Annotated in this window: 10 protein-coding genes and 1 riboswitch; of the genes, 5 read left to right on the forward strand and 5 right to left on the reverse strand. The window is 58.8% G+C overall.

Features of this window, described 5'->3' with window-relative positions; genetic code table 11:
- Nucleotides 1–5 precede the first annotated feature (5 nt).
- From NUW46_RS09725 to NUW46_RS09740, 4 genes are read left to right on the forward strand one after another with little or no spacing between them, the layout of a single operon-like run.
- Nucleotides 6–788: a hypothetical protein gene (locus NUW46_RS09725; RefSeq protein WP_418141970.1), complete on the forward strand. Its 783-nt coding sequence runs from the start codon at nt 6–8 to the stop codon at nt 786–788.
- Nucleotides 781–3,720, forward strand: a complete 2,940-nt coding sequence (locus NUW46_RS09730; RefSeq protein ID WP_418141971.1) for a hypothetical protein — start codon at nt 781–783, stop codon at nt 3,718–3,720. Before NUW46_RS09725 ends, NUW46_RS09730 begins: the two co-directional genes overlap by 8 nt.
- A complete protein-coding gene (locus NUW46_RS09735; RefSeq protein ID WP_418141972.1) occupies nt 3,713–5,149 on the forward strand; it encodes a hypothetical protein in 1,437 nt (478 codons plus the stop codon). The genes NUW46_RS09730 and NUW46_RS09735 overlap by 8 nt, the downstream gene beginning before the upstream one ends.
- The gene (locus NUW46_RS09740) at nt 5,142–5,768 is read left to right on the forward strand and encodes a condensin complex protein MksE (RefSeq protein ID WP_418141973.1); all 627 of its coding nucleotides are present in this window, start codon (nt 5,142–5,144) and stop codon (nt 5,766–5,768) included. The genes NUW46_RS09735 and NUW46_RS09740 overlap by 8 nt, the downstream gene beginning before the upstream one ends.
- 10 nt (nt 5,769–5,778) lie before the next feature.
- Here the strand turns inward: NUW46_RS09740 and NUW46_RS09745 are convergent, their stop codons facing one another.
- The 3 genes from NUW46_RS09745 to NUW46_RS09755 form a co-directional block, all read right to left on the reverse strand.
- Entirely contained in the window at nt 5,779–6,333 is a 555-nt protein-coding gene (locus NUW46_RS09745) for an EAL domain-containing protein (RefSeq protein WP_418141974.1), read from the reverse strand.
- On the reverse strand, nt 6,266–6,907 hold the full coding sequence (locus NUW46_RS09750) for a PAS domain S-box protein (RefSeq protein WP_418141975.1): 642 nt from the start codon (nt 6,905–6,907) through the stop codon (nt 6,266–6,268). The genes NUW46_RS09745 and NUW46_RS09750 overlap by 68 nt, the downstream gene beginning before the upstream one ends.
- Before the next feature lie 133 nt (nt 6,908–7,040).
- Nucleotides 7,041–8,510: a DUF3336 domain-containing protein gene (locus NUW46_RS09755; RefSeq protein WP_418141976.1), complete on the reverse strand. Its 1,470-nt coding sequence runs from the start codon at nt 8,508–8,510 to the stop codon at nt 7,041–7,043.
- Between the two features lie 105 nt (nt 8,511–8,615).
- Nucleotides 8,616–8,708: riboswitch (glycine riboswitch) on the forward strand.
- Between the two features lie 163 nt (nt 8,709–8,871).
- Between NUW46_RS09755 and NUW46_RS09760 the strand changes: the two genes are divergently transcribed.
- A complete protein-coding gene (locus tag NUW46_RS09760) occupies nt 8,872–10,092 on the forward strand; it encodes a D-amino acid dehydrogenase (protein ID WP_418141977.1) in 1,221 nt (406 codons plus the stop codon).
- Here the strand turns inward: NUW46_RS09760 and NUW46_RS09765 are convergent.
- Complete coding sequence (locus NUW46_RS09765; protein ID WP_418141978.1) at nt 10,073–11,632, reverse strand: FGGY-family carbohydrate kinase; 1,560 nt, start codon at nt 11,630–11,632, stop codon at nt 10,073–10,075. The genes NUW46_RS09760 and NUW46_RS09765 overlap by 20 nt on opposite strands.
- On the reverse strand, nt 11,622–13,223 hold the full coding sequence (locus NUW46_RS09770) for a glycerol-3-phosphate dehydrogenase/oxidase (RefSeq protein ID WP_418141979.1): 1,602 nt from the start codon (nt 13,221–13,223) through the stop codon (nt 11,622–11,624). Before NUW46_RS09770 ends, NUW46_RS09765 begins: the two co-directional genes overlap by 11 nt.
- Between the last annotated feature and the right edge of the window lie 15 nt (nt 13,224–13,238).

Below are 13,238 nucleotides of genomic sequence, written 5' to 3' on the forward strand. Positions count from 1 at the left end.
CGCCCTTGAACGACTACCTCGACAAAATCCTCCGTGGCCAACCCATCAATTATGAAGCCTTCCTGAAAAAGCTTCCGGAGCAGTTTCGCCGACGCCACCGGGACATGTTTTCCACAGAAAAGGTCCAGTTCAACCGGTGGCTGGTCACGGTTCAGGATGAGACTGCTTTCGCGGAGCTGCAGAACCTCGTGGAGGCTCCCTTAAACAGGATAGACGCCGCTCGAAAAGGTGACTCTCATCGCCATGGTACTGAGGTAAGTTTTCTTCTGGTTTACCATGGGGGATTGGCCTCCAGCCGTCCAGATGTGGTTGTTATCGAGAGCGATTTTGCTGATATCGGTTTTCAGCGCGCAGGCTCCGTGCTGCTCATAGAAAACGAGCGTAACTTCTACCAGTATCAACAGATGCTGAGATGTACCGGTGAGGCTCTTGGCAGAGCCATGCATCTGGCGAGCTGCGATGTGGTGTTAGGCGGCGGCAACCGGGTTACCCGGGGCGCAATTCTTGACTGGCTGCAGGGCTACGAAGAAGTATTCTGCGCATTCGATTATGATGCGGGTGGTCTGCAAATGTTCTCGACGATCGCAGCCTCTCTTGGTGACAAAGCCACGTATGTTCAGCCCCGTGAGTGGCAACCCAGGCTGGGCCGGTTTCGCAACGCACCGGACAGCACCGAACGGTTTACAAGAGCGATATCGCTGGCGGAACGGCTCGGCTTTAATAGCCTGGCAGAAGCCTTTCGATCGACCGACAAATTCATGGAACAGGAGATGATTCTGGATGAGTGACTCCCAGGGGAGCCCAGGTAATTTCAATTTTGGCATTCGCCGTCTGGTGTTGGTGGATTCTGCCGGCTTCTGTTACGTGGAAATTCCGGTGGATAACCATGGCCTGATCCTGGGCCCGGGCAATCTGGGTAAGTCCAGCCTTCTTAACAGCCTGCGTCTGTTCCTGTTGCCGGAAAACAACTTCAAGAACAGCCGTAAAAAATTCGCTTTCCGTAATGCCAGCGCAGGTAGCTTCTACACCAACGAGGAAAGCTACCAGCATTATTTCCCCAGCCAGTTCAGTTTCCTGATCATGGAAGCCGAGAATCCGGCCGGGGTGCATTGCCAGATCCTGTACCGGGACAGCGCCAGCCAGCTTAGCTATGGCCGCGCCTTTGTGCCGGTGGCGTACGACCAGCTACGCCCGCTGTTCTGGGATGGGGATGATGAAGACGGCATTGGTCAGGCGGTGCCGGAGCTGTCGTTCAGCCGCTTGTCTGAAAAGCTGAAAAAGCTCTCCAGGGAAACCCGGCTGGTGAATGACCCGGCCAAGCTCAAACAGATGCTGTACAGCAGCGAGCTGATGAATGCGGATGCTGTGCGTTATTCGGTACTGCCTCTGGGTGAGTCTGATGAACGCCGGGTGCAGTCTTTGCGCACGCTGATCCTGCTGCTGTTTGAGATGAAGGCGGACGATCAGGCCATGTCCAATGCGGTAGCCAGCATTATCGAGGCGGATAAGAAGTTCGCCGACGATGCCTTCGATTTCAACATCGACGACTTCCTGAATCGTCACGATCAGCTCAAGCAGCAGCAAACCCAGCTCAACCGGATTGAGAAAGAACGTTCGCGGTTTGAAAAGCTCGAAAAAGATTATCAGGCCTACCAGACGCTGCTTCGCAGCCAGCACGATTTCGCCGCGTTTCGGGATGGTGTGAGCAATGCCCTGCAGGACATAGGTTCAAAACGCAAAGCCGCGGTAGAGGCGTTCAATGAACAGAATGAGACGTTGCGCCATGTGCTCCAGGCCCTCAAAAAACTGGAGCAGGATGCCAGCGGCCTGAAAGGCGAGATCCGTTCGGCCGACCGCCGCATCAAGCAGGCCGAGCAGAACCAGAAAGATGGCGACCTCTTGTTGTCCCAGTATGGGGAGATGACCCTTCAGGAAATCGAGGATATCCAGAAGGAAGAGCTTGAGAGCAGGAAAGGCCACCTGGCCGCATTGAAAAGCGCCGCCCAGGCGGAAATTCGGCTGGAGCAGATCCAGAAGAAGAAACAGGAGCTGGAGCGCAAGCTGGAATCCCTGCAGGAACGGGAAAGCAAGCAACATTGGCAGCTGCAGAACCAGTTGGACGAGGCCACCGCTGCACCGCTTCGGGCCGTAGACCCCCGTTTGGTCATGGCCAGCCCGGGCCGGGATCTGGATGCCGACAGCAAGGCCGCCATTGAGGCTTTCGCCCGGCTGTTCGTGCCTAATGATAAAGGCTTTGACTGGTTCGATACGGAATACCAGGCACAGCCGGCCCGGCAGACGGACTTCGCCGAGCAGCGCCGGCATGTGGAAGGCGAGCTTTATGGCCTGGAAAAGGAGCGGGCGGAGCTGGCAGACACCGCCAACCAGGAGCATGATCGGCCGCGGCTGATCGAGCGCACCGAGAAAGAGATCCGCGCCATCGAAAAGGATCTCGAAACGCTCCAGCGCTATCCGGCCACCGCGACCACCCTGCGGGACGCCACTGAGGAGAAGCAGGCGGCGGAAGAACAATTGGCCAAACTGGAAGAACAGGCCCGGCTGGAGCAGGAAAAGCAGGATGCGGTTCAGCAGAAGGCCGCCAAGGCCAGAGCCGAGAAAGAGCGGATCGAAGAAAGGGAGCGCGAACTGGCGGGCCTCAGCCGAAGTGTGGGCACCGTGGAGCACCGCTTCCCGCATCTGAAATTGGTGGAAGCGGAACAGCGTTTGGACATCGAACAGGTGTCCGTCGCGGCCTTTGACGATCTTCAAACCCAGCTGGACGACCTGGAAGAGCGTCGGCGCAGCATCCTCGATCACCTTCGCCAGTTCGTGTATCTCGGCATCCACGAAGATACCGAAGGCGAGCTGCAGAAAGACAGCCCCGCGTACTCGGTTATTCGTGAGACGTTCAAAAGCCTGTCGGACCTGTTTGCCGGTATGGCCGAACGCTGGAACGTGCTGGAGCAGCAGGTAGGCATCCACAACGAAACCGTCGCCAGCTACCGGCAGGCCCTGAAATCCAACCACGAGCACATTGCCCGTTTCGAGGCGCAGCTGAACCGTGAGCTGGAAGGCGTGCGCATCAACGATCTGGTGGAAATCCGAGTGGATATTCACACCGATCCGAAATTCCGCAATCTGGTGGAAGAAGCCAACAACATCGATCCTTATGGCAACCAGCTGCAGTCGGACGCGTTCTATGACCGTTTGCGGGTGTTCGTGGCGGACTTTTTCGGGGAGGGCGGGAGCAAGCGCCTGACCATGGACAAGGTGATCACCGGCATTTCCTACCGCACTCGCAAGGAAAACGCCGCGAGCCTGGACAAAAAAGGCCAGTCAACCTCCACCACCGCACTGATCAATCTGGAACTGGTGTATCGGCTGCTGAAACGGGTGCTGTACCCGGGCGTGCAGCTGTCGTTCCCCATGGTGCTGGATGAGCTGGCCAGCGTGGACATTAGCCAAATGCCGTCACTGCTGGAGCGGCTGCGCAAGCAGGGCTTCAACCTGTTCTCGGCGGCCACTCATAGTGCCAGCGCGGAAGTGATTTATCTGATTGGCCGGCACCTGGAAGTGGGGCAGATGCGCACTGCGAAGCCTTACAGTCCGCAGCGCAGCCTGGTGTTCTGGGGTGGAGCCGAGGGCTTCACCAACGGCGAGGCTATGAGCCACTGGGCCGACCAGACCCAGGCGAGCCTGATGGAGCCGGTGGATGAGTAAACGCTTCAGCACCCTGGACACCACCCGGCTGTTGTTCGAGCACCCGAAGATTCTGTTCCGGATGATTGAGCGGATGGATCGGAACGAAGCCCGGTATATCCGCGAGAGCGATCTGGTGGCCGAGGTGATGGACTACACCCGTACCCTTGGGAACGCTGACCGGGACCGGGTGCGTCTGGCGCTGAATACCGACAATCTGTTCCGCAGTGGCCTTGTGATCGACATCATCAAGGCCGAGGGCGAGCGGCGCCTGGTGTTCCAGGATGCCCTGATCAATCTGATGCGGGCCTGTAACGCCTCGCTGTACCAGGAACTGACGGATGCTCGCCTGCGTGGCCATCTGGTGACCCTGCGGGATGTGCGCAATCGGTTGGAAAGCAGCAGTTTCAGCGACGCGGACCCGGACTACACCGAACTGCGGGATGACCTGAACGAGCGAGTCAGCCAACTGATTGGTCTGTTGCGCCAAAATGTCCTGCGTATGCAGACCATCAGTGCGCAGCTTGCGGACCTGTCCGGCGACGCCAGCCGGGCGCCGGAGAAATTCCTGCAGTTCCGCCAGAACCTGTTCGAGCAGATCGTGACCCTGTACGAGCGCCACATCAAGCCGACCCTGGTGTTTCTGAACCCGGATACACGCCTCCCGGATGGCAGCAACCTGTTCGAGACCCTGGAAGCCATGGTTGGGCTACTGGAGAGCCACGGCGACCATAGCCTGGCGGACCAGCTGTTCCGTTCTTCCATCAGCCTGAATGCCCTGTACAAACCCATCCAGGCGGTGGCCCAGGAGGTGGAGCACTTCCTGCGCAAGACCCGCCAGGGCATGGTCCAGTACAACGCCATGGAACACTTTTACGGCAAGCTGCAGGAACTCAAGGGCGAAACCGAGACCCTCAGCCTGAAACGAAAGTGGCTGGAGGGTGGGGAGTTTGCCCGCAGTACCGGCTTCCTGGTGGGCTTGCGGGCCCAGCAGCGCCCGAAACACTATGCCTTCGGTGAATCGTCCAGTTACTACCAGCTGTTGTTCAGCGAGCTGGAGCTGCGTCTGAACGATCTTCGTCGAAAGGCCGAGGTGCCGGTTTTGCAGCAAGTGGAGGGCAGTGGCCGCCACACCCGAATCGATGTCCAGCGCATCAACCAGCTTTATCAATGGCTGGAAACGCTGGAGCTGAGGCCGACAACTGATCTGGTGCGGGAGCTGCACGGTCGTCTGGACGGCTTTATTCCGGGCTATCGCTTCCCGGATTTGCTGGCGGCCCTGAATCGGCTGGTCAATTCGCCGCCGGAGGGCCTGCAGGTGGTCACCAGCAACCGTTTCCGAGTCCTGGATCAGTCATCAGACAGCGAGCAGTTTGTCTACCGCAAGCGCCGTCTGGAAACGACGGAAAGCAACGCCCCGGTCAATCAAGAAGAGCAACAGCATGCCTGACTTATCAAACGCGATGGATACCAACGAATCCGCCGATCAATCACAAACGTCGAGCAGCTTCGAGCAGATCCTGCCGGCCCACAGCGCCGCGATCTACCGTGAATTCCAGGCCGGCCGGGTGATTGTGCGTGATATCTGGGATAGTAACCGTTCCGAGCTGCGAGCAAACCCGCTTTACAACCTTTTGTACAACCATCTGTCCCACTTCCGCACGTTCTATGAGCACCTGGGTAGCGAGCTGGTGTTCAACGAAACCGGCGCGTTTTTCTTTCTCAAGGAAAGCAGCGACGACGAGAACGAGGAACACGATGAAAACGCCTTCCGGGTGCAGGTGATCCTGCTGCTGATCGGTCGGTATTTTGCGCGCAGCGGGCGGGATCTTGAATACCTGGGGCGCCCCGATGCCGGGCTGAATGAGCAAGACCTGTCTGCGTTGGCGAGCGATGAGGAGTATCAGGAGATCCTCCGGGCCGCGCGATTCGAAAAAGGCGTGCCGGAAGCGCTGGACTACCTCGATAAACGCCATCTTTTGTTCCGTGCCGGTGCAGGGCGGTGTTTCCTGAGTTCTGCCGGCCTGTATTTTCTGCAGGAACTGGTTCGGGAATACGAGCAGGGATAGGGTTTTCTGGTCAGAAGCTTGCCAGGAACTCTTCCATCTTTTGGGCCGGCATCGGCTTGGCATACAAAAAGCCCTGGGCGAGATCACAGCCCAGGTCTGTCACCAGCTGGGCCTGTTCATCCGTCTCGACGCCCTCCACAAGCACGCTTAACCCCAGACTGTGCCCGACCGTAATCATGGCCTCCATGATGGCCATATCGGCGTTGTTCTGCATCGCATGCTGGAGAAAGCTCCGGTCGATTTTTATGCCACAGACCGGGAGTTTTCTGAGATAGACGAGCGATGAGTATCCGGTGCCGAAGTCATCGATGGAAATGTGCAAGCCAGCCTCTTTCAGTTTTTCGAGTTGTCTGGTCTGGTTCTCATCACTGCCGAAAACCTCATTCTCGGTCAGCTCGACCCCTAACTGGTGCGGTTCCAGTTTATAGCGTTCGAGGGTTTCGAGAATGTGGTTGGCAAGGTGCGGATTCGTGAGCTGACGTCCCGACAGGTTGATATCAACCCGCAGGTTCTCCAGAGGCGTTCTTTTCCAGGCGTGGAGCTGTTTGCAGGCCGCTTCGATCACCCAGTCCGTTAATGATCTTGAAATTATCCAGATCGATGAACACGACCGCCAGTTCCTGCTGCAGGCGATCCGCCTCGTCGAGTCGGCTCGACAACTCCGCTTCCATGAAATGACGGTTCGGCAGTCCGGTCAGGTCGTCAAAACTCGCTCGCCGGTATAGCTCATCCCTGGCACGCTTCTGTTCTTCCAGGCTGATGTCGATACAGAACATCTCACAGGCACCGCTCTCCTGTTTGATCATGACATGGCTGGAGTAAACGGGAACCAGGTGTCCTTCTTTATGTTTGAGTTCGAGTTCGTCGGAAGGAATGCTGATGTTGTTTTCAAGCCAGTCGCGATGCGCTTCAATGACGCCCTCACGCATGTGATCGGGAATGACCAGGTCTTCCAGTAACTGTCCGAGTGCTTCCTCTCGGGAGTAGCCGTAAAGACGGGCGCTGGCATCATTCCAATAAATGACCCGGCGCTGTCTGTCGTAACCCTGGACAGCGATCATTGGCAGACTCTCAATCAGCTCGTAGAACCTGCTTTCACCGTCTTCTGTCGCTGATCGAAATCCTTGTCTATGTCCCATTGCGGGTCAGGATCCTCCTGGTAAGCGTTTAGCGCACCGCAAAGCGATGATGCGATAGAACTGAGCATAGTTCGGGACCGGTGTGTTATCTAGTTGATCTGCCAAGTGGCAGGGCAACGATTTTCAAGAGGGGTCAGGCATTGTGGTGCGCAGTGTCTGCGTCCAGCTCTTTTTCCAGAGCGGATATGCAGCGGTCAAAAGCCCGGCTGATCCGTGTCTGATCCTTGATCATCGCCAGCCTTGGCCAGGTGGCCTGTTCCCCGAGGTTGATAAACATTTCCAGGTCCTCAGGGCTGGGGTTCGCCAGTACCTTGCGGTAGAGCGCGGGTTTCGGCGGGAAATGGATGTTGATGTCTCCCAGGTACTGCTGGCTGGTCATGGCGTGGGCCTGCTCGATCAGCGGCCGGATGAGGCCGGGGTGCGGGCTTTGTTTGGTCAGTTTCAGTGCCGTGGCGATCTGGCCGTGGGCCAGGGAAACCGCCGCCCGTTTGGCCCAGGCGGTAACGCCGCTCTGGTCATGGTGGCTGATGAATGGCACCACATGGGGATTGGCCTGGCTCACAATGGTTTTGTTCACGTTGTGCAGGCGGGCCATCCGCATCAGGGGCAGATCGCCATGCACGCTGCCATCAATCCAGCTTTCGGTTGGCATATAGGGCACGCTGCTTTGCCGGCTGCCGTTTGATTCGCGTGCCTGAAGAACCACTGGCGGGAAGATGCCCGGCACGGCACAGGACGCCATCACTGCCGAATCCACCAGTACAGCCGGTGAGGACAGCCAGTTCAGCAGCCTGGGTTTTTGCTGGGTGCGGGTGGGGGAGACGGAAATATTCAAGGTACGGCCGCTGTGTTCGTAGGCCTCTTTGAAACTGACGCTGCCAAGGTTGTGCTGGAGGTGTTCCTGCAGTTGCCGTGGGTCCATGGCATGGCCGGCCTTCAGTCCTTCCCGGACACCGAGCCAGCGGAAGGCGTTGCGATGGATGCGCTCCGGGTGATTGAAGAAGTCCGCCAGCTCCTTGTCGTTTCGGGTGCAGATGGCACCGGCCACGATGGCGCCCATGCTGGAGCCCGCCATGACATCCGGGAGCAGGTCCTGGCGCCAGAGCGCCCGGGTAACGCCTATGTGGTAAATGCCGAAAGCCGCGCCGCCGCTGAGCATCAGTGCTGGCCGGCCATAGACCCGTTCGGCGTCCTGAAACATTTTCAGTTTGCGGGCGGTTGTCACTTCAGGTATCGGGTGTTCGCAAATGAATTCCATGGACGTCTCGACAGCATCCAGGAATTCACCCACCAACCGGTTGGTGCCGCTGCGGGCCACTGTGTACAGATCAGGATTGGAGAGTTCGCCCAGGTGTCGGTACAGGCTTTCCTGCAGAATGCGGATCAATCGCCTTGTGTCGCCATTTTGCCGGCAATGCTCCATCAGGCCCATGTGCTTGCGCATCAGGCTTTCATGCAGCACCCCGGTTTCTTCCTGCTCGCGCCAGTCCAGCAGGCCGTCCATGTCGTCCAGCGCGGTGGCTGCCTCGCACCACTGCTCGTAGTTGCGGGCCTGTTCCAGTTGCTGCTGGAGTTGTCTGCGGGTCTTCGAGGCGTGTTTCATGCTCTTTACCTTAACTGATCTCGGCGGAGCTGTGCAGCGGCTGGTTTCCTGGCTCCGGGTTATTTGCTATGTTTAGGCCCGTGGGTTGGGTTTTATTACCAATCAGACATGTCTGCGGGAGAGACTGAATCCCTTGCGATCAGCGCCGAAGGAGCAACTGCCCCGGAAACTCTCAGGCAAAAGGACCGCTGACATGAATACTTTCCGAAGAGCTGTCGACAATCGCGTCAGTCGGCACACCGAAGGAGCAAGCGACTGTTTTCATTGAAACAGGTCGTGAATCTCTCAGGTCCCGTGACGGAAGGGGTGCTTCCTGCCATTTCGAGCAGGGAGGAAACCCTTGGCGCTCACGGAGATTGGAATGAAGCGAATTGCAGTTATCGGCGGTGGCATTACCGGTATTACCACCGCCTACACCCTTGCCAAGCGCGGGCTTGACGTTACGGTTTACGAGAAACACCGCTATGCGGCGATGGAAACCTCCTTCGCCAACGGTGGGCAGCTCTCGGCCTCTAACGCCGAGGTCTGGAACAACTGGCAGACCGTTATGAAGGGCATCAAATGGATGTCCCGCCGGGATGCGCCACTGCTGGTCAACCCGAAGCCTTCCTGGCACAAATTGAGCTGGTTCGCCGAGTTCATTGCCGCTATTCCCCAGTACGAGAAAAACACCACGGAAACCGCCCGCCTGGCCATTGCTGCCCGCGACCACCTGTTTGCCTGGGCACAGGAAGAGGGCATCGATTTCGATCTGAAGAAGCAGGGAATCCTGCACATCTACCGGGACAAGGCTGGCTTCGATCACGCGGCCAAAGTGTCCCGGCTTCTGGCCGCTGGCGGCCTTGAGCGCCGTTCGGTTACCCCGGAGGAAATGAAATCCATCGAGCCGACCCTGGCAGGTACTTACTACGGCGGCTTTTTCACCGAGAGTGACTCCACCGGTGACATTCACAAGTTCACCAACGGCCTGGCCGACGCCATCCAGCGCCTTGGCGTAAAAACCTGTTACGGCCATACCGTGACCGAGCTGAGCGCCGATGAGCGTAATGCCTGGGTGACCGCCCATGACGGCACGGAGCAAACCCGGGATACCTTCGACGGTGTGGTGATCTGTGCCGGTGTCGGCAGTCGTGGGCTGGCCAAGAAGCTGGGTGACCGGGTGAATATCTACCCGGTGAAGGGTTATTCCATTACCGTAGAATTGGAAGACGAGGCTTCCCAAAAGGCGGCACCCACGGTCAGTCTGCTGGATGACGCCACCAAGATCGTCACCAGTCGCCTGGGCGATGGCCGTTTCCGGGTTGCCGGTACTGCCGAGTTCAGCGGCTACAATCGTGACATCAAGGACGACCGGATCCGCCCGCTGACCCGCTGGGTTGAGCAGTGCTTCCCCGGAGTCTGTACTCGCAAGGTGGTTCCCTGGGCCGGATTGCGGCCAATGCTACCGAACATGATGCCCAGGGTTGGGCCAGGGCGCCTGCCAACCGTGTTCTACAACACCGGTCACGGCCACCTTGGCTGGACCCTTTCTGCAATTACCGCTGAAATGGTCGCGGAGCGTGTTACCGGGGATAGCCGGTAATCTCCCGGATTTTCCGGTAGAGGGGTTGGAGCTGGGGGTACATCCTCAGGTAAACCTCGGAATAGAGCCTCTGGTACAGGGCCCGGGTTTCTTCGTTGGGATGGAAAACGTCGCCAACCCGGGTCATGTTTGTCACTGCCGTATCGAAATCCGGATGCAGGCCCAGGCCTACCGCCGCATCAATGGCGGCACCGAGCCCGGAGGTTTCATAGGTATGAGGCCTCTCGGCCGGTAATCCGAACACATCGGCGGTTAACTGCATGGCGGCATCACTCTGGGAGCCGCCACCTGCCACTCGAAGCTTCCGGATCTTCACACCGCTTCGTTTTTCGATTTTTTCCTTTCCTTCCCGCAGCGCATAGGCAAGACCTTCAAGAATCGCGCGGTATATGTGCGAGCGGGTGTGAACGTCCCCGAATCCAATGATCGAGCCTTTTGCTTCCGGTCCCGGCTGACGAACACCGGGCGACCAGTAGGGCTGCAGCATCAGACCCATGGAGCCGGGCGGCACCGCCTTGACCAGTTCATCGAACAGCGCTTCAGGCTCGATGCCTCTCTCTTCGGCGATTTTTCGCTCTCGAAGGCCAAATTCCCGTTTAAACCAGCTCACCATCCAGAAACCCCGATAGATCATTACCTCCGTGGAGTAATGGCCGGGCAGGGCGGAGGGATAGGGGGGCATCAGCCGAATCGGTTCCACGTAGCGCTTGCTGGTAGTGTTGATGGTGGCGGTGGTGCCGTAACTCATGCAACCGATGTCTGGTGTCAGCCCGCCGGAGCCGAGTATCTCGCAGGCCTTGTCGGAGGCGGCTGCGATAACGGGCAGGCTTTTTTGCAAGCCGAGGTGTCGGCAGGCTTCGTCGGTCAGATGCCCCAATGTTTCCCCAGGCGCCAACAGTTCAGGCAGCATGGAACGCTCGACCGGCATGGTCTGCCATTTAAAATCCCGTTGGCCGGCCCAGCGGTGCTTCTTGTAGTCGAAGGGCAGGTATCCGACCTGGCTTCCGGTGGAATCCCTGAATTCTCCGGTTAGCCGGTACGTGAGGTAGCCCGAGAGCAAGAGAAAGTGTCGGGTTTTCGCCCAGATCTCGGGTTCATTCTGGGCAATCCAGTTAGCCTGGGTCTTTTCCCGAAACCGGTTGATGGTGTCTTCCAGCCGGGCGAGTTTGAACAGCCATCCCCAGGGCCCTTTGACCGGGCCATCAACTCTGGCATGGCGCTGGTCGAGCCAGATGATCGCAGGGCGCAGAGGTTGGCCGTTTGCATCCAGGTTGATAACGGTGCCCCGTTGAGTGGTCACGGTGACCCCGGCAACCTGATCCGGCGTAGCTTCCGTGGAACTCCAGAGCAGTTTGCAGGCTTCCCCGAGCTGCTCCCAGAAATAATCCGGATGCTGCTCGGCCCAGCCGGGTTCCCGCGAGAAGTAGGGCTCGATGTCCTGCTTGCCTTTGCCCACCAGGTTGCCGCGGGTATCAAACAACAGCGCGCGAACGCTCTGGGTGCCATTGTCGATGGCCAGAATCAGTGGATCAGCCGGCATCGGACGGCTCCCCCGACGGCATCGAATAGGCATTGTGATAGATCGACAGGTAGCGGGCCTGTTCATCGTCCCAGCGCTGGTCATCCCAGCCAAGCAGGGGTTGGCAGTGCCTGCGGATCTCCGGCAGAAGGCTTTCGGCCGCGTTCGGAAGCACCAGGCCCAATCGGGTTCGGCGCAGCAGCAGGTCATCCAGGTGCCGCACATCTTCCTTCCGGCAGGCCCAGCAGAGCTCCGCCCAGAGAGGCTCGGAAGCCTGGTGAGCAGTAACAGCTTCCAATGGTCCAGCTGCAAGAACCTCGTCAAGCTCGGGGCCATAGAACCCCTCAAGCCGTTGCCAGCACTGGTGGCCGATTGCAGCTGGCCTTGCCGAACCATGTTCTGGCTGGAAGATCGGCTCGGATTCTGGCCGCAGAACCGTGGCGGCGTCTTCGCCAAGTCCCCGGTTGAGCGCTTCCCGGGCGATAACCCGGAAGGTGGTGAGCTTGCCCCCGGCAATGCTGACCAGGCCCCGGTCTACCCTGAGTTCGTGTTCCCGGTTCTCCTTCGAGGGCGCTTTGCCCGTGCCGTCGGTTACCACGGGCCGCACCCCGGCCCAGGTTGAGAGAATGTCCTCGCGGGCAATGGGACTTCCCGGAAACAGCCGAGACGCGACCTCGAGCAGATAGGCGGTCTCTGCTTCGGAGATAACCGGCTCCTGATCAAGATCGCCTTCATGATCAATATCGGTCGTGCCGAGAACGGTTGTGCCGAGCCAGGGGAAGGCGAACACCGGGCGACCATCCTCAGGATGGAAAAGGGAAACCGAACAGGACACCGGCAGGCAGGACCACGGGAGGACTAGATGGCTGCCGCGCAACGGCCGGATGTGCATGGTGTCCCCGTTGGTCTGGCTCGATTGCAGCCGGTCGGCCCACGCGCCGGTGGCATTGATCACCAGGGGCGCGGAAATCATGATGGGCGTATCGTCTTCTTCTGGCTGAATGAGTAATCCAGACACCTTTCCGTCATCGCTGCGCTTTACTTCCATCGCACGGGTGTAATTCAGGCATACGGCCCCATCACGGCGGGCTTCGGCAATCAGGCGCAGCACCAGTCTGGAGTCGTCGGTAACCGCGTCGGTAAAACCGCTGGCGCCAGCAAGTTTCTCGCTGGTCAGGCCCGGCACCCAGAGCATGGATTCGGCCGGGGTCAGAAAGTGGCGGCTGCGATTGCGGGCAATAAAGTCGTAAGCCCGGAGCAGCGTCTGAAACAGGCGCGGTCCGGGGAACTGGCCTTTGAAATGCGGCATGATGAAGCGCAGGGGGTCAATTAACCCCGGTGCTTCTGCCATCAGTCGTTCCCGCTCGCGCACAGCATCCCGGGTAAGACCGTAATGGCCGCTGCCCAGGTACCGAAGGCCGCCGTGGACCATCTTGGAGGAACGGCTGGAGGTGCCCCAGGAGAAATCCTTCTGTTCCACCAGAAGGGTGCGCAGGCCGCTGCCTGCTGCTTCCCGGGCCACGCCGGCACCGGTGATGCCGCCGCCGACCACCACCACATCAAATTCGGTTGTCCCTGAACGCAGCGCATTGAGGCTTTCAGTCCGGGTCATAACGAAACTCCCATT

It is taken from the genome of Marinobacter sp. MA, assembly GCF_048298425.1.
Lineage (GTDB): Bacteria > Pseudomonadota > Gammaproteobacteria > Pseudomonadales > Oleiphilaceae > Marinobacter > Marinobacter salsuginis.